This window comes from Flavobacterium sp. 22659 (assembly GCF_052044235.1).
GTDB classification, from domain to species: Bacteria; Bacteroidota; Bacteroidia; order Flavobacteriales; family Flavobacteriaceae; genus Flavobacterium; species Flavobacterium johnsoniae.
This window is the reverse complement of record NZ_JBQEMU010000027.1, coordinates 1-23567: the sequence shown is the minus strand read 5'-3', so window position 1 is coordinate 23567 and position 23567 is coordinate 1. Positions and strand designations below refer to the sequence as shown.

Here is a 23567-nt window from a genome sequence, read left to right as displayed (position 1 = left end):
ACCCCGGAGGGGTTCGAATCTTAAATCTCACCCGTCATTAAAATATTTTCTTTTACGCCCTTACTTTTCAGCATTCTAAAATGCGAACGCACTGCATGGTAAAAAGGATATGAAGTGTACGGAAGACCGTATTCTTTTGCATAACGCATTATAATAGGTGTTATATAAGGATAATAAGTATGACCGACTCCCGGAAAAAGGTGGTGTGCGACATGATGTGTAAAACCGCCGTATAAAAAGTTCGCCAGTTTACTGTTGGTGCTAAAATCTTTGGTAACAATCATTTGGTGAACTGCCCAGGTAGCCGAAAGATTTCCGTCTTCGTCAGTTACAGGGAAATGTGCATCTTCATCAACATGAGTAGAAACAAGAGCAACAACTCCTAAAACACTTCCAAATAAGTGCATGGCAAACCATCCTGCCAAAACCAAATACCAAGGCTGATTTAGAACCATCATTGGAATAAAAAGTATATAAAACAGATTGATGATTTTTGCCGCAAAGAGTATAAAAATCTGCTTTCTCGGAATTACTTCAACGACTTTTTTTACATAGTTATTTTTAGTGCCGAAAAAATCTTTAAAATCACGTATATAAATCCAGTTTAAGCTGTAAAGCGGATAAATAAACCACATATAAATATGCTGATATTTATGGTATTCGAATAGCGGACTGTTTGGAAAAATCCTGATAATGTCACTTTGTTTAATGTCGATATCCCAATCTGGCACATTGGGATAAGCATGGTGGAGATTGATATGCCGGCGCATCCAAAGCCAGTGATTACTGCCAAAAAGTTCCAAAACATACAAGAACCATTCATTGTGTTTTGCTTTTTTAAACAAAGCTCCGTGAGCAGCATCATGAAAGGCATTTATAAAAAGAACAATCATGGTAAAACCACACAAAATATAAAAGAGAAAAAGTAAGGATGTATTGCTGCCAAAAAATAAAATACAGCTATAAAATAAAAAAAACAGAACCAAAAGACCTAAAGACTTTATTACGTTAAAATGGTATAATGATGAGTTTTGTAAAACAGTTTCGTTCACTTCTGTGCGCATCTTTTTAAAAAAATCATCAGAACCAGCTTTAAGATAAACCGGGCGTTTTAATTTTTCCATAATTGGTATTGCTAGAAATTGTACTATCAAATTTAATAAAAAAAAGTTAAAACACATGATTTCAAATCATTACATAAAAACCATTTTCAAGAAAACATTTTTAAGAATGGCACAAAGGATTTACTAAAAACAAAAAACCTGTAGTAAGCAATCTAAATTTCATAACTTTACTTAGCCTAAAACTCTTGAAAAATACTTAATCTGCGATCTCAGAAACTTCAAAATTTCTAAAAATGAAAAAAAGAGAGAAATTAGAAATCATTAGAAAACACTATCCTAATGCACTCACAACGATTGATTTTATAAATAAAATTATCGATTTTATAGAAGAAAAACTCGATCTGGAACCAGCCGAAATTATGTTTGCAGACAGTATTTGCAGTGATGATGTAAACAGTATTCAATATCCCGTAAGAGCAAATGAATTTCTGGGTCCTTTTAAAATGGGAGGTTTAGACGGTTTTCCTTTTACAGGACTAACAGGCATGCAGGCTTTTGCCAGCCACGTTCCAGATGACGGAGCCGTTTTTATTTATTATGGACCGCACATTGGAATTTCTAAAGAAGGAACTATTGGCGAAATTAATCGTTTTGGACAGCATAAACCGTCAAGCTGCTGCGGAGCCGCACATGGAGCTTTGCATAAATTATTAGATAATGCCATTAAGCCGGGACACATTACCGAAATAGATTATCAAATGAATACGATTGAACAAATACTTTACAATCAAAAAGATAGAATAGTAAAAGCCGATATTCCGCTTTATGAAGCAACAGAAATAATCTACGAATCTATTGACAGCAGAATTCAGCAGCTTATTGAGGCTACAAAATACAATTGTAAATATATTGTTCTGGTTGGAGCTGTTTTAATTAACAGCGACAGTGATATTGGTTCATTTTCATCAACCAAAAGATTTGATGTTATCGATTTGAAAAAAGGAACCAGACAAGATTTATTATCTACATTAAATTAATCTTATAATAAACATTTTATTTTATCTTTAAGCACTTATAATCATCAAGTTAATTTTATAAATAAATATTTAAAAATCTAATCTGATCTCATAATTAATTGCATAAAAGATGAAAAATAAAATACATTTTACTCTGATTCTTATTGTAGTATTCCTTAGCAGTCTATCTGCACAAATCCAAACTAATTACGACACTTTATTTGTTGGTAAAATAAAACAGATTATTTCTTATAAAGGAAACCAAAACGCCCCTCTTATTCTTTTTTTACATGGAGGTCCGGGCAGTTCCAGAATGAATCAGGCAGAAAAATTCAGCAATAAACTTCAAGACCATTTTTTAGTTGTGCAATGGGATCAAAGAGATGCCGGAAAAACTCTGGCTTTAAACAAATCGTCGGTTCCAATCACTCTCGAATTGATGGAAAATGATACTTATGAATTAGTAAAACTTCTTTTAAAAAAATTCAATAAAAAGAAAATCTATCTTGTGGGCGAATCCTGGGGAACTGTTTTAGGATTTTATATGGCCGAAAAACATCCTGAATTACTAAATGCATATATCGCATTCAGCCCCGTAATCGATCAGTCAAAAAGCGAAATGATACTGCTGGACAAACTCAAGGCCGATGCAAAAGAAAAAGGAAATACAACCGCACAAAAAGAATTAAATACAGTTAAAATTCCTTTTGAAAACTCCGATCAAATCTATTATTCACGAAAGTGGATGTTTAATTATGACGGACAGCCTTTTCCTGATAAAGATACAACAGCAGTAAAACAATATCTTAAAGCCTGGTCTGATACATGGATGCCAACATGGAATAAAGCCATAAAGCAGAATCTCTTTAAAGAACTGCCTTCTGTTAAATGTCCTGTGTATTTCTTTATTGGAAAAAAAGATCTTCAGACCAATTTTACTATTGCCGAGAAATATTTTGAAAGCCTGAAAGCACCTAAGAAAAAAATATTTTTGTTTGAAGATGCCGGACATTCTGTTTTAACTGAAAAACCAGAAGAAGTTCAAAAAATAATTATTGAACAAATTTTAAATGCTGGCTGATAACCCATTTAAAAAATTCCCATATTTTCTGGTTTTATAGTAAACCCAAGACGTATCATGCTTTTGTGTTCCTGATAGTCAATTAAACTTTCGGTATATCCTACAAACCATTGCAAAGTGAGATAATAATTTTCATCTTTATAAGGTCTCCAGTTTAATTGTGTTTGTAAAGAACCGTAATTGATAAGACCGCTTCCTTTTCTAAAAAGAACATCTGCGCTCCATCTTCCGGGTTGTATCTGGTAAGTTGCGCTTGCTTCGCCGTAGCCTACATATTTTGTAAGTCCAGGATTGTCTTCTTTGTCAACAAGCGGAATCCATCCTCTAAGTCCAACAGTCCATCGCGGCGAAACCTGCGATTTTAACGAAAAAGCAAGCATATTCCAGGTTCTGGAGTAAATAGAATCTCTTCCGTTTGATTCGTGTTCTAAGGAAATGGTTCCATACGTCAGCCTTCCTCCTTTTAAATAAAACGGACGAACAATTGCTACTCCGGGATTAAAGTTAATTTCTGAAAAGGGTTTTGAATTTGCATAAATATCCCAAAATGCCTTTTGAGTATACATTAAATAAGGGAAAAAACCGCCCCACAAAGGTTTTGAGTTTAATCGGAGTTTAAAACTAACCTGATATTTGACATCGGCTGTATTACGCGTAATATCTTCATCGAGAGGAATTCCGGTTAAAAAATAATTATCCTTATGGACAGAAAAACTATGTTCTTTGAGCAGCGAATCTGCTGCACGGAAATTTTTTTTATCTTCTACAATTTGTGAATTTGCTTTAATTGTTAATAAAACAACGCATGCTAGTATATATTTTAAGTACATTTTTATAATTTAAATTCAGGGCTTTTCTTAAGCTTTTATACTAATATACGGTATTTTTATGAATTTAAAAACTTCTGCTTATTTCATTTTTGCAAAGAAAATTTTAAACTCTGTACTTAATACTACTTTATTAAGACACTATATTAATGATTGAAAAGTGAAAAGCATATTGTAAATTTGAAATTAAACATTCATCTTTTGGGCAGCGAAATAAAAAAATCAATTACGGCAATTGCATTATTTATCATAAGTTTTTTTCTTCACGAAAATTGTTTCAGTCAGGCATCGAAAAAAACAAAATTTAAAGTTTTAGTTTTATATGAAAACGGCGGACATCATCTGGCTTTTTCTAAAGCAGCAAAACCCTGGTTGAACAAACTGGCGGCCGAAAACAATTTTACAATAGATTATATTGAAAATACAAAGACAATTAATGAATCTCTTTTAAACCAATACCGTCTTTTTATACAACTCGATTATCCGCCTTACACATGGAGTAAAGAATCTATGAAAGCTTTTCAAAAATATATGAATGATGGCAAAGGAGGCTGGATAGGTCTGCATCATGCAACTTTATTAGGAGAATTTGATGGCTATCCTATCTGGAATTGGTTCTCTGATTTTATGGGCGGTATTCGATTTGTTAACTATATTCCTGATTTTGCCAGTGCAAAAGTTATTGTTGAAGATAAAGTACATCCTTTAATGAAAGGGGTTCCCGTTGATTTTCTGGTACAAAAAGAAGAATGGTACACTTATGACAAAAGTCCGCGCAAAAATGTTCATGTTTTAGCTTCTGTAGATGAGTCGACTTATCAGCCGGATTCAAAAATAAAAATGGGAGATCATCCTGTTGTTTGGACAAATGAGCATTTTGCATCCCGAAATGTTTATATTTTTATGGGACATTCTCCTGATTTGTTTGATAATAAAGCCTACACTGCTCTTTTTAAAAATGCAATTCTATGGGCATCAAATAAAAAATAAGTTCGTCGTTTTATCTATTTTCAGAATATCTATTTATTCATGAAACCTTATATTCGCAGAGAATTTAAACAAACAAAAAAGAAAAATGATCCAAAAGGTTAACGAAAAAGAATACAATGATCTGATTTCGGTTTGGGAATCTTCGGTTAAAGCAACACACCACTTTTTGACACTCGAAGATTTCAATTTTTACAAAGAACTTATTCCAACTTTTTTTAAAAGTGTTTCATTGCATTGCATAAAAAACGAAAATCATACAATTATTGGTTTTATTGGCACTCACGAAGAAAGTTTAGAAATGCTTTTTGTAACAGCAGATGAAATTGGTAATGGTATTGGAAAAAAACTTCTGCTGTATGCAATCGAAAATTTAGGCGTTACAAAAGTCGATGTAAACAAAGACAATACGCACGCTGCGGCATTTTATAACCATTTCGGTTTCGAATTAAAATCTACTTCTGATGTTGACGGCTGCGGAAAACCTTACCCTATTCTGCATTTAGAATTAGCAAAATAACAGAAAATCCTGTTTTTTAATTGTTCTGTATCTTTTTATTGGCAGATTTCCTTTTCCAGTATAAAAGATACAGAACTCCCATAAACAAGACCAGAATATCAATTTTCATTATTTGAGGGATACGAGATATTTGATCGCTGTAGTAACTTCCTCCAAGTAACGCACCTAAACCAATTCCTAACTCCATAGAAATATACATTGTGGCTATGGCTTTTCCACGGTGCTGCGGATTACTCAAATCGATAGTCCATGCATTAATTGCCGGTGATAATATACCTGTACCCATTCCGTAAATAGCGGCTCCTGTTAAAAGTACTGTAATACTATTTCCGGTACTAATTACAAATAATGCAATAGAAGTAACAATTAATCCTGCGAGTATAACATTTGTACGTCCGTGTCTGTCAGAAACTTTTCCAGCACCAAATCGTACTAAAACAGAAGCAATCGTAAACGCAGTAAAAAACACTCCTTTATTTTCTGCCCCCAGATGTTCGCTCCAATCCGGAATTAAAGTAAGTATTAAACCATAAGCCGTATAAGAAAAAAAAGTAATAACTCCGGCAGGAAGCGCTCCAATATCAATAATATCTTTTCTTCCAATATAAAACATCGATTTATGAAGTTTTTCTTTTGCGGCCAAAGTTTCTTTCATATTCATTACAATAACGATAGACAAAAAAGCAAGAAACGAAGAACTGTAAAACATAACATCAATTCCATACGCATTTACAACCATTCCGCCCAGCGCAGGCCCTAAAGCTCCGCCAATACTAAAACACAAACCATGCATTCCTAAAGCTTCGCCCCAGCGTTCCTGCGGAATAATATCTGCAACATAAGCAGAAGTTGCTGTCGGCTTAAATCCAGTTGAAAAACCATGAACCAAACGCAAAAACAAAAATCCCGAAACTGAACTCAATATTGGATACAAGAAACCGCAAATCAAACATACAACAGACCCAACAGCCATTACAGGAACACGCCCCCATTTATCTGTAAGTTTACCGCTAAAAGGTCTTGATATAGCAGCTGTGAGTGTAAAAAGCGAAATAATAAATCCTTTGTATTCTGCTCCGCCCAAACTGCTTAAATAACTCGGAAGCTCCGGAATAATCATATTAAAACTCGACGAAAACAAAAGAGAACTCATGCAAAGCAAAATGAATTGAAGAGTATAAATTGATTTATTTTTAGGATGCATTATCAAATTATTAAAGTAGTATCTACAAAGAGAAAAATTTAAGTCTGCAAATATAGTCTTCTATTTAGATAAAACTTCCGCAAATTTTATCTATTACTACTATACTTTAATAATTATATATTAAAAACTGCTGTTTAAAAAACAGTTGAAATAATTATTGTTAAGCTTTGATAATCTGAGCATTTTTTTCACGAGATTCAAAAAAGTCATACGCTCTTTTCTCTGCATAAGAATACATGGAATCACGAAGCGGAAAAGCACAATGTCCGCCATATTTTGGAGTTTCCAGATAAACATATTCACTGTCTTGTGCAATAGCCCTTGGATAACATCTTTCGCCTAAAAAAGGATCATCAAGAGAATTAATAATTAAAACCGGAGTGGTAATATTTTTAAGAGAAAATTCGGGAGAAACACGCTGGTAGTAATCCTCACGACTTGCAAAACCATGCAGAGGTGCTGTAAAGTAATGATCAACTTCGTCAAAAGATGAAATTTTGTCAATTTGATCTCGATTTATAAAATCCGGAAACTGAGCTGCTTTATATTTTAGTTTTCTTTTTATATCAATTGTAAAATTCTTTAAATATACCCTGTTAAAGCCTTGTTTGAGCACTGCGGCACTTGTTGCAATATGTGTGGGCACAGAAATAGAAACTCCCGCTTTTATACGCTTATCAATTTTAGTCCAACCAAAATAATTCAAAAGCTGAACACCTCCCATTGAATAACCAATTAAATAAACATCTTCAAAACCTTTTCGCAAAACAAACTGAACCACTTCGTCTAAATCATCAACTGCACCGTGATGATAAAGTCTTGGCAGGCGGTTCATTTCTCCTCCACAAGTGCGGTTGTTCCAGGCAAAAACAGAAAAGTCTTTCTGTAGAAAATAAGCCGCACAGCTGTTATTATAAGTTCTACGGGAATCTCCTTCTAAACCATGACATAAAATAACTGCTTTTTTCGAATCATTTAAAACAAAATCAATGTTGATAAAATCTCCATCATTGAGCTCATGTTTTTCTCTTGTATATTCCGGAACTTCAAATTTTTTAAACAAAGCGGCATAAATAGTTGAGACATGCCTGTTGCGATGAATAATAGAAGGGAAATTATATTCTGACTGTTCGATTAGCGGCATAACAAAAAGTTTTACGGTGCGCACTACAAATCTAAGAAATCAATCAATATGTAATTTAAAACTGTCTTTTTATTTCTTTTGAAAAACAAAAAAGCCACTCGATTGAGTGGCTTCTTGTGATCGCAGAAGGATTCGAACCTTCGACCGCCTGCTTAGAAGGCAGGTGCTCTATCCAGCTGAGCTATGCGACCATTTATTTTAAAACTTTATGGCAAAGTTTCTGTCGGGGTGGCAGGATTCGAACCTGCGGCCTCCTGCTCCCAAAGCAGGCGCGATAACCGGGCTACGCTACACCCCGAGGCAAAATTTAAGCGGAGAGACAGGGACTCGAACCCTGGCGACGGTTACCCGTCGACAGATTAGCAATCTGCTCCATTACCGCTCTGGCACCTCTCCTTGCTAGTGGAATTGCTTCCGTTTTGCGAGTGCAAATGTATAACAACATTCCTTTTCTCACAAGCTTTTTTTTGAGTTTTTTTAGTTTTTTTTCATCTTTTTTCAAAACCTCTTCACAATCAAACGAATAGAATTAACAAAAATTTCACCTTAAATTTAAAATTCACCTATTCAATACAAAATTTGAATTTATTCAAATAAACAGTAAATTTGCTTACTAACTATTATTAAACAGAAAATGAACAAAAGAGTTGTTATCGTTTCTGCCGTTAGAACACCTATCGGAAGTTTCATGGGCGGGTTATCTAGTGTACCTGCACCAAAATTAGGAGCTGCTGCCATAAAAGGAGCGCTTTCAAAAATTAATCTTGACCCAAAATTAGTCGATGAAGTTTTCATGGGGAATGTAATTCAGGCCGGAGTTGGACAAGCGCCAGCGCGTCAGGCTGCATTATTTGCCGGATTATCTGAAGAAGTTGCTGCCACAACAGTAAACAAAGTATGTGCATCCGGAATGAAAGCTGTAATGTTTGCTGCTCAGGCAATCGCATGCGGTGACGCTGAAATTGTAGTTGCGGGCGGAATGGAAAGCATGAGCTTGATTCCTCATTACGTACAAATGCGTGCCGGAAACAAATTTGGTCCTGCAACTATGCTTGACGGAATGCAGAAAGACGGTTTAACAGATGCTTACGACAACAACGCAATGGGAGTTTGCGCTGATTTATGTGCATCTGAATACAAAATCAGCCGTGAAGAGCAAGATGCATTCGCAATTCAATCGTATGAAAGAAGTGCAAAAGCCTGGGATGCCGGAAAATTCGACAATGAAGTTGTGCCAGTTGAAGTACCTCAGAGACGCGGTGAACCCATTATATTTTCAAAAGATGAAGAATATACTAATGTAAAATTAGATAAAATTCCATCTTTAGCCCCAGTTTTCACAAAAGACGGAACTGTAACTGCTGCAAATGCTTCAACAATCAACGACGGAGCAGCTGCTTTAGTTTTAATGTCTGAAGAAAAAGCAAATGCATTAGGCTTAAAACCTTTAGCTTACATAAAAGGCTACGCAGATGCTGCACAAGAACCAAAATGGTTTACAACAAGTCCGGCAAAAGCATTACCAAAAGCTTTAGACAAAGCAGGAATTTCAATCTCAGATGTTGATTATTTCGAATTCAACGAAGCTTTCTCTGTAGTTGGATTAGCCAATGCAAAAATATTAAACCTTGATAACGATAAAGTAAACGTAAACGGTGGTGCTGTTTCATTAGGACATCCGCTTGGAGCATCCGGAGCACGTATTATTGTAACTTTACTAAATGTTTTAGAACAAAACAATGCAAAAACCGGAGCTGCTGCAATTTGCAACGGCGGCGGCGGCGCATCGGCAATTGTTATCGAAAGAGCTTAAAACAATATCATAAAAAATCAGGAGTTATATGTATAACTCCTGATTTTCAACTAATACTTTCCCTTAAATGTTTGGAATTTGCAATCTAGCCATAGTACCCGTTCGAGCTGAAGCCAGCGATAGAAGTGAAATTGTTACACAGCTCTTGTTTGGCGAGCATATCGAAATTTTAGAACGTCATAATCAATGGGCGCGAATCAGAATTCAATATGATGATTACGAAGGGTGGGTAGATTCTAAGCAATATCAGGTAATTTCAAAAGAGCAGTTCGATTTGTTGAGCAAAGAAGCCATTATTCTAAATGCTGATTTAATTGACTACATCACTGCACCAAACAATCTATTGCTTCCAATTCCGCTTGGAGCTTCTTTATCTTTTTTAAACAATAACGAAATCAATACTTCAAATTTTGATTTTGAAGGAACCAAAACCAGCGGCGTAAAACCTAAAAGTGCATTAATCAAAACTGCTTTTATGTATTTGAATGCTCCCTATTTATGGGGCGGAAAAACTCCTTTTGGCATTGATTGTTCAGGCTTTACCCAAATGGTTTACAAATTGAACGGTTATAAAATTCATCGTGATGCTTCTCAGCAGGCACTTGAAGGCGAAGCTTTAAGTTTTATCGAAGAAAGTGAAGTTGGCGATTTAGCCTTTTTTGATAACGACGAAGGCAATATCATTCATGTCGGCATCATTATGGAAAACAATTACATCATTCACGCAAGTGGAAAAGTCCGCATTGACCGCTTGGATCATTTAGGAATTTACAATCCTGAACTAAAAAAACACACTCACAAACTGCGTGTTATCAAAAAAATCATATAAGCCTTTTCATTAACTCTAAAGCAATATCCCTTGGCAAAGTTTTCATTATCTAAAACAGATTTCAGAATAAACGATACAATTGTTCAACTTCCAGCTGCTATAGATGTTTTAAAAAAAGCTTTGGGTGACTGCCGTTATATCAAAAAACAATACAATCATATTTATACCTGGGATGATCTAGGCATTATGGCTTTTTCTAAAGAAGGTAAACAAGTAGAAAGTCTAGCAATTGAATTTGAGGTTAAAAAATATGATTATTGCGCAAAAAGCATCTTTACCGGCGAATTTATATTTGATGGTCAAGAATTATTTCAATACTACGAAAACAACAAAAATCAGCTTGTAAAACTCTTTAAAGGAGACAGAAGCGGCGCTTTTATCCTTAACGGAATCAGTATTTGGTTCGATAAAGAAGATGGCAAAATTACAAGTCTCAGCATTTCTCCTTACGAAGAAAAAGAAAAGAAAATCTCAGCGCCTCTTGACCCTGAATTCAAAGCATTCAAACCTTTATGGCAGGAATGGATTTCAGAAATAAATAAAATTATTTCAAGCAGCAATGCCTATTACAATTTAACAGAAGGCATTTCTACAGAAGATATTCAGGAACATATCGAACTTGAAGATGATATTAAAATACCGCCGGCCTTAATTAATTTTTACAAAGTTCAAAATGTAGATTACGATCCTGTAACTGCTGCTTTTCAGTTTGGAGTAAACAACTGGAGTTATGACTTAATTCCGTTTCAGGACATTGCAGAAGAATGGAATTCGATACAAGATTTACAATTTGAGGAAGACGATTTACCAGAACAGGAACTAGATTTCGAAAAAATCAACACAAACAATTACGCCAACCCAAAATGGATTCCGTTTGCTACAGGAAGAAATGGTGATTACTTATTGTACGATACAGATCCAGCTTCAAAAGGAAAATTCGGCCAAATCATCGAACTTCAAAACGAATCCTGGTCGCGCATCATTGTGGCAGATTCATTAGAAGAATTAATCCAGAATGAAATCAACAATTTAAAAGCCGGCAAAACCGAGCATTTTGATTTTATTGTCGGAAAAGAAAATTAAAGCACACAGATAAAACAGATTCGCTTTGTGAAAACTCGGATTTACACGGATTTTTTTCTTTTTCTCTCGCAGATTTTGCAGATTTAAACAGATTAAAAAAATAAATCCGCATAATCTGCGAGAGAAAAATTAATAAGCAATAAAATCATTTTTAATCCAATTAATCTGTGGCAAAAATAAAATTAGTGCAAATTTGGGAAATTCGTGGCTAAAAAAACTAAGCACTCAATCGAATTGTCTTTCTAAACTCAGACGGACTATAGCCTTTTTGCTTTCTAAAAAACTTATTGAAATGGCTTTCATCCGTAAAACCAAATTCATAAGCAATTTCGTTAATACGCTTTTCGCTGAATTGCAAACGATGTTCAATCAGTTTCGTTTTATAATTACTGATATACTGCTGCATCGTTTCGCTGGCGTGTTTCTTAAAATAACGTCCTAAATACGTATTCGAAATTCCAAAATAATCACTGATTGATTCTGCTTTAATTTTTTCTGGATAGTAAATATTATTCTGAATATATTGCAGAATATCCATTGCTTTAGCCTCCGTATTTATGGTCACTTGTTCAGGCAAGTATTTCGCGATATTTCTCGCCACAATAATAATCAGCGTATTTACCAACTGCTGAATCAATTCCTGATTGTAAACATCTTTATCCTGATGTTCTCGGCAGATTGCTTCAATCATCACTTTCACTAGACATTTATCAGGATCATTTTTAAGAATACAGCCCGGCTGATGATTGGCATTTTGAAGTATATATTCTAATCGCTGAATATTTTCATTCTGCAGACTCGAATTTTTCAAATAAATATCATTAAACCTCAAAAAGAAAAACTTCGTTTCAGTTTCAATTGTAAAATTATGACAATCCTCCGGAGTTAATAAGAACAAATGCCCTGGATCGTATTCAAAAATATTCTTATTAATACACTGCCTTCCTGTGCCTTCTAAAATATAAACCAGTTCGAAAAAATTATGACGATCTCCAACATCCGGATATTCGTCCAGCGTTTCAAAAGAAACCGTAAAAGGTTCATATAAGTTTTCTTTTTTCATAATTCCATTTTATTTTAAGATGCAAATATACCTAAAAAAGACAAATATATACCAAATAAGAATCACAAAAACAGTATAATTTTGCCTCATCAATTTTAAATACAAAAAATCACAATCATGGAATATAGAAAACTAGGCAGCTCAGAACTTGAATTATCAGCTATTACTTATGGTGCATTTGCTATTGGCGGAACCATGTGGGGCGGAACAGAAAAGAAAGATTCAATAGAATCTGTTCAGGCTTCAATTGACCACGGCGTTACTACAATCGACACTGCTCCTTTTTATGGATTTGGTTTAAGCGAAGAAATGATCGGTGAAGCTATTAAATCTTATGATCGTTCTAAAATTCAATTACTTACCAAATTTGGTTTGGTTTGGGACGGCAGCAACAACGGAAAAGGCGATTTCTTTTTCGACGCAGACGATAACGGTAAAAAAGTTCCAATTTACAAATACTCATCAAAAGCAAACGTAATTAAAGAAATCGAAGAAAGTTTAAAACGCCTTCAAACCGATTATATAGATTTACTGCAAATTCACTGGCCAGATTCAACAACTCCAATTTCTGAAACAATGGAAGCTGTTGAAACTTTAATTCAGCAAGGAAAAATTAGAGCATTCGGAGTAAGTAATTATAATATTGCGCAAATTCAGGAAGCACAAAAAACAGTTCAAATAGCTTCAAACCAAGTAGCTTACAGTATGCTGAACCGCGGAATCGAAGCAGATTTAATTCCGTTTACAGTTGCAGAAAACATCGGAATCATTGCTTACAGCCCAATGGAAAGAGGTTTATTGACTGGAAAATATTTCACAGACAGCAAATTAAAAGAAAACGACCATAGAAACGGTTATTTCGGAAAATTCGATTTGCAGCAGGTAAAAACCTTAATCGAAGAATTAAGCTCTTTAGCGCATTCAAAACACATTTCAATTTCACAATTGGTTTTACGCTGGACAACTTTACAAAAGGGAATTTCAATTGTTCTAGCAGGAGCCAGAAGCGCAGAACAAGCTATTTCAAACGCCAAAACAATGGATTTCGATTTATCAGCCTCAGAATTGGAATTTATCAATCAGGCAATTGCTAAAATAAAATAATTCTCTTTTCTAAACACATAGAAACATAGTTCTTAGTAATCGTCAAAGATGTTTCACTTAAATAAACACACATACCTATGTGTTAGAAACTAGTTTCTTTCCATTCCCTTTTCCAAGAAACAAAAACCTATGTTTCTATGTGTTTAAAAAAATCTCAAAATTAAATAATTAGAATTTGGGCGTGCCCCTCCGGGTCGGGCTTTCGACTATATTTTTTGCTCCATTTCATTACGCAAAAAGATACCGCCTTTATCCCTCACGCATCCATTTTCAAAAGAAACAACAGTAAAAATGAAAAAGATATTTATAATTAACGGCGGGCAAAAATTTGCTCATTCAGGAGGACAATTCAATAAAACCGTTCAGGATTGGACAGTTGAATTTCTTTCTAAAAACAACGATTACGAAATAAAAACAACTCACATTGAAGACGAAATAAATCTTCAAAAAGAAGTAGAAAAATTTGTTTGGGCAGATTTAATTATCTACCATACACCTGTTTGGTGGTTTCAAATTCCAAACCTTTTTAAAAAATATATCGATGATGTTTTCACGCAAGGACACAATAACGGAATTTACAAAAGCGACGGAAGAAGCCGTGTAAACCCAGACATCAATTACGGAACCGGCGGACTTTTACATGGACGCAAATACATGCTTACTACAAGCTGGAACGCTCCTGCAACAGCATTTACACTTCCGGGAGAATTCTTTGAAGAAACTTCTGTTGATGACGGCGTAATGTTTGGTTTCCACAAAATGAACAAATTTACCGGAATGGAACGCATAAACGGATTTCATTTTCATGATGTTGAAAAAGGTGCAACACCAGAAAATATTGTTATCTTTAAAGAACAGTACACCAAACATTTAGAAGAAACCTTTAAAACTTTATAATTATGATCTCAATCACCGCAATCATTAAAAGTAAAAAAGAAAATCTTATAGAAGTTCAAAATATGATTACACATCTGGTTACAGAAACCAGAAAAGAAGAAGCATGCATTCGCTACGATCTTCACACTACAGAGAATGTATTCATTATTTGGGAAGAGTGGAAAGATCAAATTGGACTTGATTTACACAACAATCAGTCGTATTTAGTCGATTTCATTACAAAAAGCGAAGCTTTACTATCAGCTCCCGTTCAGGTTTATAAAACGGCACAAATTCTATAATTTTTTCAGAGTTCTGAATTCTTTTCTGCATTGGTAATTCGAGAATTTGTAACTAAAAAATGTTACAGATATAACTTAATTATACAAAATAATTATTCAGAAAAAAGCTAAATTGCCTCGCATTCAGAAACATAAAAAATATGAGTCATTATCATCTTGCCGAAATTAATATTGCAAAAATGAAAGGGGTAAACATCAGCGACCCCATAATGAAAGAATTCGTAGACAATTTAGACACCGTAAATACTTTAGCCGAAGAAAGCGAAGGTTTTGTCTGGAGACTAAAAGATGACACTGATAGTTACAACGCTACAAGCCTGAATCCATACAATGACGAACAAATTATTATTAATGTATCGGTTTGGGAAAGTATCGAAACTTTAGAACATTATATGTACAAAACTTTTCACAGTGACTTTTTAAGACGCCGAAAAGAATGGTTCCAAAAATTCGGTAAAGCGCATACGGCTATGTGGTGGATTCCTAAAGGACATATTCCAACCATGGAAGAAGCTGTAGAAAAATTAGATTACCTCCAAAAAAACGGTCCGTCAGAATTAGTTTTCGATCTTCGAAACAAATATCCAATGCCGGTTAATGCATAGTTGTATAGCCACGAATCACGAATTTATTTTTTAAAATCTATACGCAGACATTTTTAAATTAATTCGTGAATCATGGCTAACAAAAAACTACTTTATTCCTCCAAAAGCTCCGAAACACATATTTTTATGCAATATTTCGACTTTTGAAAAACCAACTTTTTTCATCAAATCCAATTGGTAATTCATCGATCTTGGAGAATCCTCTTTTTCGATATAATCCAAAACTTTCTGGCGATACTCTGCTCCTCCTATTTCTTCCAAATATTCACCATAACGCTGCCAGGTATAGTCATTCAATAATTCTGTGTCTTGAGTGATTAAATCAGAAATCATAAAACAACCTCCTGGTTTTAATAATGTAAACAATTTAGTAAAAGTCGTTTCCCAATCGCTATCATCACGCAAATGATGCAAAACTGCACCAGCCAAAATAATATCAAAACTATTTTCCTCTAAATCTATTTCGCGAATATCACCTTGTTTTATTACTACTTTTCCGTTGGTTTCAGCTGAAACCCTTTGAAAAGCGCGATCTAACATTGGCAAGCTCAAATCGACCAAAGTGCAGTTTAAATCTGGCACTTTAGATAACATTTTTAAAGTATAATTTCCAGCACCACAGCCTACATCCAGCACAGTTACAGCATTCGGAACAATGCGTTTTGAAGCTTCTGTTATTAATTCTAAAGAAATAACAGCATCAATTGTGGCCACTTGTCCTGTTTCTAAATTTGAAAATCGTTCGACATCATTGTCAAATCTTTCCTTGATTTCTTCAATAGTTGATTTTTTCATGGTCTTTTGTTTTTTTAATCTCTCGCAGATTTCGCGAATCTTTTTGCTATTATTGATTGGAAATATTATGGTTTAGACGATTTTATCTAAATTAATAATCTGCTATATCTGCGAGAGACTTATTTTTTGATTTTTCAAAACTATTCTTTTCATAAATACTTTAAAAATACTATTTTTATCAATTAATAATACTTTAAAAGTATCATGGAATTACGTCACTTAAAATATTTTTTGGCCGTAGCCGAAGAACTGAACTTTACCAAAGCATCAGAAAAACTGTTCATCTCACAGCCTCCGTTGAGTCGGCAGATTGCTGAATTGGAAGACGAACTTCAGGCAAAACTTTTCATCAGAAACAATAAAAAGGTAGAATTGACCGAAGCCGGGAAATATTTCGAAAAAGAAGTAAAAGAACTTTTTCAGAATCTGGAACGTATTTCTATTAAAACAAAAAAGATTGCAGAAAACGTTTCGGGTGAATTTAGAATCGCTTATATAAGCTCTATATATTCTTTTATTATTTCAGATTTAATCAAACACCTCAAAGCACAGTTTCCGTACGTAAATTTTAAACTTTTTGAAATTTCAACCACCAAACAAATCGATGCTTTAGAACAAGGAAAAATCGAAATGGGAATTATTCGATCACCAATTCAGTCACCAAAAATAAAATCACATCTGTGGTTTAAAGATGGTTTTTCATTGGTTTACAACAAAAAATCCGTTCAGATAAAATCAGAAAATGAAATTGCAAACCTAAAAGACGAAACATTCGTTTTCTTTAACAAAGATTATGCACCGCATTATCACGAAGTTTTATTAGAACTTTGTGCTTTTTATGGCTTTACACCGCAGATTATTCACGAAGCGAATAACATCAATTCTATCGTACAATTAGTCAAAAACGGATTAGGAATTTCGATTGTTCCTTCAAACGTTTCCAAAAATAATCAGGATCCAGAAATTGGTTTTATTGAACTGAAAAAGGTTAATTTAAAAACAGATGTTTCGATTATCACATCCAAAGAAGATGAATCTGAAATCACGAAATCTGCTGTTGATTTTTTGTTGGAGAAAAACGGTTCTCGCTAAGTTTCGTTGTGAAATTAATCTCGCAAAGACACAGAGGCACAAAGTTTTTATTTATAAGTTGCCTCCAGCTTTAGCTGGATGGAAAAATAATTAAGTTTAAAAGGCTTTAGCCAAACAACTACTGATTTGGCTAAAGCCTTTTCTAATTCAATTTTTATACCTCCAGCTAAAGCTGGAGGCAATTCAATAAATCCTTTTAATCCTTTAATCTGTGGCAAAAAACTTTGCGACTTCGCGGCTTTGCGAGATTAAATCCAAAAACAATTTGTGAAAATTCGAGTAATTCGTGGCTATAACAAAAATTCGTTACAATTTAGTACAGTAATCCACATTATAAAAAGAGAACTTTTAAATACCTTAGCAAATTATAATTCTACAATAAAAATTTCAATAAAAATGGCTGAGCAATCTTCAATTCAGTGTCCAAACTGCGGAACTCCTATCGATGTCAATGATGTATTAAAACATCAGTTGGAAGACAGTATCCGTAAAGAATTCCAGCAAAAAGCGACTATTCAAAATCGTGAATTAGAGCTTAAAAACGAACAATTGGACAAAGCCAAAGCCGAATTTGAAGCGAAGAAAAAACAGGAAAATGAACTTTTTGCAGAACGCTTAGAGCGCGAGAAAAAAACGGCTGAAAAAGAAATCTCTGAAAAACTAAAAGCCAAGCTCGAAGAAGAAAACAAAGATCGTTTGTTATTGATGGAAAAAGAACTCTCTGAAAAATCGGAAAAAATCAGGGAATTAAATAAAATGGAAGGTGAAATCGCCAAATTACAACGCGAAAAACTGGAAATGAAAGATGCTATTCAAGCCGAAGCCGAAAAGCAACTGAACACTCAACTGGCTTTGGAACGCGAAAAAATCAGAAAACAAGAAGACGATAAAAACGAGTTAAAATTTAAAGAACTTCAAAAGCAATTAGAAGAGCAGAAAAAATTAACCGAAGAAATGAAACGCAAGCAGGAACAAGGTTCTATGCAATTACAAGGCGAAGTAATGGAATTAGCTATCGAAGAATGGCTGGCAAACAACTTCCCTCTTGACAGTATTGACGAAGTTAAAAAAGGTGCAAACGGTGCCGACTGTCTTCAAATTGTCAACACTCGCGAACACCAAAATTGCGGTTCTATTTATTACGAAAGTAAAAGAACAAAAGCTTTTCAGCCTTCTTGGATTGAGAAATTCAAAAACGATATCAGAACCAAACGAGCCAACATTGGAGTTCTGGTTACCGAAGTAATGCCAAACGGAATGGAACGAATGGGCATGCGCGACGGTATCTGGATTTGTACCTACGAAGAATTTAAAGGTTTAAGTGCTGTTTTACGTCAGTCCTTGATTCAAATAAATCAAGCTGTTCAGGCTCAGGAAAACAAAGGCGATAAAATGTCAATGTTGTATGATTTCCTGACCAGCAACGAATTCCGTTTACAGATTGAAGGAATTGTAGAAGGTTTTACGCAAATGCAAAGTGATCTCGATTCTGAAAAAAGAGCCATGCAGAGAATCTGGAAACAGCGAGAAAAACAAATCGAAAAAGTAGTTCACAATACTTTAGGAATGTACGGTTCGATTCGCGGTATTGCCGGAAATGCAGTTCAGAGTGTAAGAGCCTTAGAATTGGATTTTATTGAAGGTAATGACGAAGAGGAAGAAACTAAGGAACTAGAATAAATCCTTCGACTTCGCTCAGGAAGACAAACGAAATGTCAGGCTGAGCGAAGTCGAAGCCCTTATAAAACTAATCCACCTTCTTAAAAACCAAAAGTTTCCCAGAAGGATTAGACAAAGTCAATTGATTATTTCCAATAGAATAAGTTGTTGTGCTTTGCAATGCTTTTGTAAATTCACCTTCTTTATTTCCTTGTGGGCAAGCCATTAGAGTCGATATTACTTTGGTAAATCTCAGCAAATCCTTTTCATAAAAAATAGAACCACTAATGGCATTACAGCCGCCATAGCCAGAAAATCTATTTTCAGTTGAATTAATTTCAATTCGAGGCATTTCCTTTTGAAAATCAGTGGCAAAGACTTTATATCCATTCAATTCTTCCAAAACCCAAATATCATGAAGTCGGTAATCAGTAAGATATTTTCCGCATCCGCTTAGTTTTTTTGCTTCTAATTCAGAATTGTTTTTAATTTCAACTTTTACGCTGTAAGGTGAAATTGCACCAGACATTGAATCCTGACAATCCAGCTGTTGGATTGTAATTGTTGCCGAAGTCGTTTCATTACTTACTTTATACATTTTCACATTGGCATCCATAGCTTTAATCGCATCAACGGCAGGAAAAGTTATTTTTTCTTTTCCTGGTATTAATGATGTAAAGACAATTTCGTCATTCCCCATTTTGATTCCCCAAAACGGTTCGTTTCCTGTTCCTTTAAAATAATATTTTAAATCTTCTTCTGTCGAACTTGTTGAATCTGTTCCTGCAGTTTCTTTATTTGCTGTCGTTTTACAGCCTATCATTAAAAATGATAACAACAATATTGAGAGTACTTTTTTCATGAGATCTTAGATTAAAAATGTTCTTTTTAGTAAAACACCTATAAAATTCTTATGAATTTACGACATTTTTTTGAAACGCCTATTTAGAATCCTTTCAAATTTAAAAAAACCAAATCACTCAAAAATTACTTAAATCCCGCACTACGTAAAAGATTCTGATAAAATACGTAGTAATAAAAACCTCCATCTACTTAAAAAAATAAAATTATTACGTATTTTAATAAGTATAAATACTTATATTTGCGTAGTAATACTTAATTAAAGAAATAATGATTAAAGTAATAGTAGTTGGAAACGGCATGGTTGGTTATAAATTTTGCGAAAAATTCGTTGCAAAATCAGGACAAGAAAAGTATCAAATCACAGTATTTGGAGAAGAACCAAGACGCGCTTACGATCGCGTTCACTTAAGCGAGTACTTTGGAGGAAAAACAGCTGATGACTTATCATTATCAACAAGCCAATGGTACGCAGAAAACAATATTATTCTAAATACATCTGAACTAATTACAGATATAAATCGTGATGCAAAAACAATACATACACACTTAGGCAAAACACATACGTACGACTACTTAGTTTTAGCAACAGGTTCTTCCGCTTTTGTACCTCCAATTGAAGGTGTAGAAAAAGAAGGTGTTTTTGTCTATAGAACCATCGAAGATCTGGATGCTATCATGTCCTATGCAAAAAAAATAAAAATAAAAGGCGCAACCGAAGCTGCAGTTTTAGGTGGCGGTTTATTAGGATTAGAAGCAGCAAAAGCAGTTCGTGATTTAGGCTTAAATCCGCATGTGGTGGAATTTGCGCCGCGTTTAATGCCGAGACAACTAGATCAGGGCGCAAGTGATATGCTTCAATCAAAAATTGAAGAATTAAACATCGGAATTCATCTTAACAAAGCAACCCAATATATCGACGGAAAAGAAAGTATAACGGGAATGATGTTTGCAAACGACGAATTGTTAAAAGTAGACATGTTGGTTATTTCTGCCGGAATCAAACCTCGCGACGAACTGGCAAGAGTTTCAGGGCTTGAAGTTGGCGTACGAGGCGGAATTGTGGTAAACAATCAAATGCGAACATCAGATCCTTTTATTTTTGCGATTGGCGAAGCAGCTCTTTACAACCAAAACATTTACGGACTTGTTGCTCCTGGTTACGAAATGGCTGATGTCGCTGCTGAGCAGATCTTAAATGGCGACAAAACCATGAGAGAAACCATCGATATGTCGACTCAATTGAAATTAATTGGTGTTGAAGTAGCGAGTTTTGGTGATCCTTTTATTGAAAACAATGACGTTACCGCTATTATTTATGAAAATAAATTAAGCAGCGTTTACAAAAGAATCAACGTTACAAAAGATTCTAAAAAACTTTTAGGCGGAATTTTAGTTGGAGATTCCAGCGATTACAATTCCCTTTTCCAGATTTATATCAATGAAATGGCATTGCCTAAAAATCCTGAAGATTTGATTCTGGGTTCAAGAGACGGTTCAGAAGGTTCTCCTTTAGGAAGCGTGATGGATTTGCCGGATACAGCCGTAATCTGTTCTTGCGAGAATGTTACCAAAGGTGCGATCTGCTGTAAAATTTTAGACGAAAGCTGTTCTTCTCTTTCAGATGTTGTAAAAGCAACCAAAGCAACTTCAGGATGCGGCGGCTGTAAACCAATGGTTTCTGATTTAGTAAAAGCGACTCAAAAATCTTTAGGAAAAGAAGTAAAAGAAGTGATCTGTGAGCATTTCAACTACAACCGTCAGGAACTATTTGATTTGGTAAAAATCAATAAATACGAGAATTTCTATGATGTTCTGGATCATCACGGAAAAGGCGACGGATGCGAAATCTGCAAACCCGTTGTCGCTTCAATTTTCTCTAGTATTTATAATGATACAGCCAACAAACATGTAACGACTCAAGATACAAACGACAGATTTTTAGCAAACATTCAACGAAACGGAACGTATTCTGTTGTTCCTAGAGTGGCAGGAGGTGAAATTACAGCCGAAAAACTAATCGTGATTGGTGAAGTAGCAAAACAATTCGATTTGTATACCAAAATTACGGGAGCACAAAGAGTTGATTTATTCGGAGCGCATTTAAGTGACTTGCCAAAAATCTGGAAAATCTTAATAGACAATGGTTTTGAAAGCGGTCACGCTTACGGAAAATCACTTCGTGCCGTAAAAAGCTGTGTCGGAAACGCTTGGTGTCGTTACGGAATGGACGACAGCGCCGGATTTGCCATTGAACTTGAAAACAGATATAAAGGAATTCGTTCTCCGCATAAATTAAAAGGCGGTGTTTCGGCCTGCATTCGCGAATGCGCTGAAGCACGCGGAAAAGATTTCGGATTAATTGCCGTTGAAGGCGGATGGAATTTATACATCGCTGGAAATGGTGGAGCAAATCCAAAACACGCGGTTTTATTAGCGGAGAAAATAGACAAAGAAACCGTAATTAAATATATGGACAGATTTTTAATGTATTACATCCGAACTGCTGGCCCGCTAATCCGAACTTCAACTTGGTTAGAAAAATTAGATGGAGGTTTAGAATATTTAAAAGAAGTAATTATTGAAGACAGTCTAGGAATCTGCGAAACACTTGAAGCTGAAATGCAGACTTTAGTTAACACTTTCGAATGCGAATGGAAACAAGTGCTGGAAAAACCAAGATTATTGAAACGTTTCAATCACTTTATAAACTCAGACGAAAAAGACGATAATGCCGTTTTTGTTCCGCTAAGAGATCAAAAAATGCCTAAAGCCTGGTCGTAACTTAAAACATAAATTTTTAAACACATAGAGACATAGATTTTAAAAACTGAATAAAGGCGTTTCACTTGCATAAATACATATAGCTATGTGTTAGAAGCTAGTTTCTTTTAACTTTCTATTTCTCAAACAAAAAACAAAAAATCTATGTTTCTATGTGTTTAAAATAAAGCCACAGATTAAAGGATTAAAAAAATTAAAAAAATCGGCTAAATCTGTGTAAAAAAAATAAGCTCTAAAAAAAGAAAAAAAATCATTAAACGTTTGCTGTCCTTCTTACCCTCTTTTTTATTGCGCCATCATAACTCTCATGATTGTAAAAAGAGGGCTAAGAAACAGGAAATCAAAATTCAATCAAAATGGAAGAAATCTTAAATCAATACGAAACAGTTCATGCGAGCGATGCTACAATTTGGTTCAAAGCAGGTAAAGTAGAAGATTTTCCAACCAATCGAGGCGGATGCATCAAATACAAAAACAAACAAATCGCCATTTTCAATTTCACTCGCCGTAACGAATGGTACGCTTGCCAAAATGCTTGCCCACACAAAATGGAAATGGTGCTTTCAAGAGGAATGACAGGTTCTGCAGAGGATATTCCGAAAATCGCCTGCCCGATGCATAAAAAGACTTTTTCACTTCTTGACGGTTCAAATCTAAACGGAGACGATTTTAAAATTGCCACCTATCCAATTAAAGTAGTTGAAAATGAAGTTTTTGTTGGATTTGCAGACTAATTTATAGGCCACAGATTACACAGATTAAAAGGATTAAAATTGTTAGCCACGAATTTCACTAATTAGCACGAATTAAATTAGTGGAATTCGTGAAATTTGTGACGAAAAAAAATTCACACAAGAT

Annotated in this window: 23 protein-coding genes and 3 tRNA genes; 15 read left to right on the top strand and 11 right to left on the bottom strand. The window is 34.6% G+C overall.

Going from position 1 to position 23567, the window contains the following annotated elements:
• Nucleotides 1-20: 20 nt before the first annotated feature.
• Nucleotides 21-1124, bottom strand: a complete 1104-nt coding sequence (locus tag ACTJIW_RS21265) for a fatty acid desaturase family protein (protein WP_440715848.1) — start codon at nucleotides 1122-1124, stop codon at nucleotides 21-23.
• A 233-nt stretch (nucleotides 1125-1357) separates the two neighbouring features.
• On the opposite strand from ACTJIW_RS21265, the gene ACTJIW_RS21260 reads away from it, so the two are divergent.
• Entirely contained in the window at nucleotides 1358-2101 is a 744-nt protein-coding gene (locus ACTJIW_RS21260; RefSeq protein WP_440715849.1) for a hypothetical protein, read from the top strand.
• Between the two features lie 109 nt (nucleotides 2102-2210).
• Entirely contained in the window at nucleotides 2211-3161 is a 951-nt protein-coding gene (locus ACTJIW_RS21255; protein WP_440715850.1) for an alpha/beta fold hydrolase, read from the top strand.
• Nucleotides 3162-3169: 8 nt separating this feature from the next.
• Here ACTJIW_RS21255 and ACTJIW_RS21250 read toward each other — a convergent pair whose 3' ends face one another.
• Nucleotides 3170-3991: a phospholipase A gene (locus ACTJIW_RS21250; protein WP_012026572.1), complete on the bottom strand. Its 822-nt coding sequence runs from the start codon at nucleotides 3989-3991 to the stop codon at nucleotides 3170-3172.
• Between the two features lie 198 nt (nucleotides 3992-4189).
• Between ACTJIW_RS21250 and ACTJIW_RS21245 the strand changes: the two genes are divergently transcribed.
• A complete protein-coding gene (locus ACTJIW_RS21245) occupies nucleotides 4190-4978 on the top strand; it encodes a ThuA domain-containing protein (RefSeq protein WP_440715851.1) in 789 nt (262 codons plus the stop codon).
• 85 nt (nucleotides 4979-5063) lie between these two features.
• Nucleotides 5064-5495, top strand: coding sequence for a GNAT family N-acetyltransferase (locus ACTJIW_RS21240; RefSeq protein WP_440715852.1), 432 nt, complete (start codon nucleotides 5064-5066; stop codon nucleotides 5493-5495).
• A gap of 16 nt (nucleotides 5496-5511) precedes the next feature.
• Here the strand turns inward: ACTJIW_RS21240 and ACTJIW_RS21235 are convergent, their stop codons facing one another.
• The 5 genes from ACTJIW_RS21235 to ACTJIW_RS21215 form a co-directional block, all read right to left on the bottom strand.
• Nucleotides 5512-6699 (bottom strand): MFS transporter, encoded by a 1188-nt coding sequence (locus ACTJIW_RS21235; RefSeq protein WP_073408390.1) that lies wholly within the window; start codon nucleotides 6697-6699, stop codon nucleotides 5512-5514.
• A gap of 160 nt (nucleotides 6700-6859) precedes the next feature.
• Nucleotides 6860-7843, bottom strand: coding sequence for a YheT family hydrolase (locus ACTJIW_RS21230; protein ID WP_121360598.1), 984 nt, complete (start codon nucleotides 7841-7843; stop codon nucleotides 6860-6862).
• Nucleotides 7844-7960: 117 nt separating this feature from the next.
• A tRNA-Arg gene (locus ACTJIW_RS21225) sits at nucleotides 7961-8034 on the bottom strand.
• Nucleotides 8035-8066: 32 nt separating this feature from the next.
• Nucleotides 8067-8141, bottom strand: a tRNA-Pro gene (locus ACTJIW_RS21220).
• 14 nt (nucleotides 8142-8155) lie between these two features.
• Nucleotides 8156-8239 (bottom strand) — tRNA-Ser (locus ACTJIW_RS21215).
• A 238-nt stretch (nucleotides 8240-8477) separates the two neighbouring features.
• Here ACTJIW_RS21215 and ACTJIW_RS21210 point away from each other — a divergent pair.
• The 3 genes from ACTJIW_RS21210 (at nucleotide 8478) to ACTJIW_RS21200 (ending at nucleotide 11568) form a co-directional block, all read left to right on the top strand.
• A complete protein-coding gene (locus tag ACTJIW_RS21210) occupies nucleotides 8478-9656 on the top strand; it encodes an acetyl-CoA C-acyltransferase (protein WP_073408441.1) in 1179 nt (392 codons plus the stop codon).
• 67 nt (nucleotides 9657-9723) lie between these two features.
• Entirely contained in the window at nucleotides 9724-10485 is a 762-nt protein-coding gene (locus ACTJIW_RS21205; RefSeq protein WP_012026578.1) for a C40 family peptidase, read from the top strand.
• A gap of 30 nt (nucleotides 10486-10515) precedes the next feature.
• Nucleotides 10516-11568 (top strand): SMI1/KNR4 family protein, encoded by a 1053-nt coding sequence (locus ACTJIW_RS21200; RefSeq protein ID WP_149206659.1) that lies wholly within the window; start codon nucleotides 10516-10518, stop codon nucleotides 11566-11568.
• 217 nt (nucleotides 11569-11785) lie between these two features.
• On the opposite strand, the gene ACTJIW_RS21195 is transcribed toward ACTJIW_RS21200, so the two are convergent.
• Entirely contained in the window at nucleotides 11786-12631 is an 846-nt protein-coding gene (locus ACTJIW_RS21195) for an AraC family transcriptional regulator (RefSeq protein ID WP_149206658.1), read from the bottom strand.
• Nucleotides 12632-12748: 117 nt separating this feature from the next.
• On the opposite strand from ACTJIW_RS21195, the gene ACTJIW_RS21190 reads away from it, so the two are divergent.
• The 4 genes from ACTJIW_RS21190 (at nucleotide 12749) to ACTJIW_RS21175 (ending at nucleotide 15518) form a co-directional block, all read left to right on the top strand.
• Nucleotides 12749-13735 (top strand): aldo/keto reductase, encoded by a 987-nt coding sequence (locus ACTJIW_RS21190; RefSeq protein ID WP_149206657.1) that lies wholly within the window; start codon nucleotides 12749-12751, stop codon nucleotides 13733-13735.
• A 291-nt stretch (nucleotides 13736-14026) separates the two neighbouring features.
• Complete coding sequence (locus ACTJIW_RS21185; protein WP_149206656.1) at nucleotides 14027-14632, top strand: NAD(P)H-dependent oxidoreductase; 606 nt, start codon at nucleotides 14027-14029, stop codon at nucleotides 14630-14632.
• A gap of 2 nt (nucleotides 14633-14634) precedes the next feature.
• On the top strand, nucleotides 14635-14913 hold the full coding sequence (locus ACTJIW_RS21180) for a putative quinol monooxygenase (RefSeq protein WP_012026583.1): 279 nt from the start codon (nucleotides 14635-14637) through the stop codon (nucleotides 14911-14913).
• A gap of 140 nt (nucleotides 14914-15053) precedes the next feature.
• Nucleotides 15054-15518 (top strand): DUF3291 domain-containing protein, encoded by a 465-nt coding sequence (locus tag ACTJIW_RS21175; protein WP_440715853.1) that lies wholly within the window; start codon nucleotides 15054-15056, stop codon nucleotides 15516-15518.
• Nucleotides 15519-15605: 87 nt separating this feature from the next.
• Here the strand turns inward: ACTJIW_RS21175 and ACTJIW_RS21170 are convergent, their stop codons facing one another.
• Nucleotides 15606-16313 (bottom strand): class I SAM-dependent methyltransferase, encoded by a 708-nt coding sequence (locus ACTJIW_RS21170; RefSeq protein WP_149206654.1) that lies wholly within the window; start codon nucleotides 16311-16313, stop codon nucleotides 15606-15608.
• 204 nt (nucleotides 16314-16517) lie between these two features.
• Here ACTJIW_RS21170 and ACTJIW_RS21165 point away from each other — a divergent pair, with 204 nt between their 5' ends.
• The gene (locus ACTJIW_RS21165) at nucleotides 16518-17405 is read left to right on the top strand and encodes a LysR family transcriptional regulator (protein WP_440715854.1); all 888 of its coding nucleotides are present in this window, start codon (nucleotides 16518-16520) and stop codon (nucleotides 17403-17405) included.
• Nucleotides 17406-17452: 47 nt separating this feature from the next.
• Here ACTJIW_RS21165 and ACTJIW_RS21160 read toward each other — a convergent pair whose 3' ends face one another.
• Nucleotides 17453-17623, bottom strand: a complete 171-nt coding sequence (locus ACTJIW_RS21160) for a hypothetical protein (protein WP_440715855.1) — start codon at nucleotides 17621-17623, stop codon at nucleotides 17453-17455.
• A gap of 178 nt (nucleotides 17624-17801) precedes the next feature.
• Between ACTJIW_RS21160 and ACTJIW_RS21155 the strand changes: the two genes are divergently transcribed.
• The gene (locus ACTJIW_RS21155; protein WP_012026587.1) at nucleotides 17802-19085 is read left to right on the top strand and encodes a DUF2130 domain-containing protein; all 1284 of its coding nucleotides are present in this window, start codon (nucleotides 17802-17804) and stop codon (nucleotides 19083-19085) included.
• A 67-nt stretch (nucleotides 19086-19152) separates the two neighbouring features.
• Here ACTJIW_RS21155 and ACTJIW_RS21150 read toward each other — a convergent pair whose 3' ends face one another.
• Nucleotides 19153-19926: an META domain-containing protein gene (locus tag ACTJIW_RS21150; protein WP_012026588.1), complete on the bottom strand. Its 774-nt coding sequence runs from the start codon at nucleotides 19924-19926 to the stop codon at nucleotides 19153-19155.
• A gap of 269 nt (nucleotides 19927-20195) precedes the next feature.
• Here ACTJIW_RS21150 and nirB point away from each other — a divergent pair, with 269 nt between their 5' ends.
• Both nirB and nirD read left to right on the top strand, forming a co-directional pair.
• Complete coding sequence (nirB, locus tag ACTJIW_RS21145; protein WP_440715856.1) at nucleotides 20196-22709, top strand: nitrite reductase large subunit NirB; 2514 nt, start codon at nucleotides 20196-20198, stop codon at nucleotides 22707-22709.
• Nucleotides 22710-23065: 356 nt separating this feature from the next.
• Nucleotides 23066-23443 (top strand): nitrite reductase small subunit NirD, encoded by a 378-nt coding sequence (nirD, locus tag ACTJIW_RS21140; RefSeq protein ID WP_440715857.1) that lies wholly within the window; start codon nucleotides 23066-23068, stop codon nucleotides 23441-23443.
• Nucleotides 23444-23567: the final 124 nt, after the last annotated feature.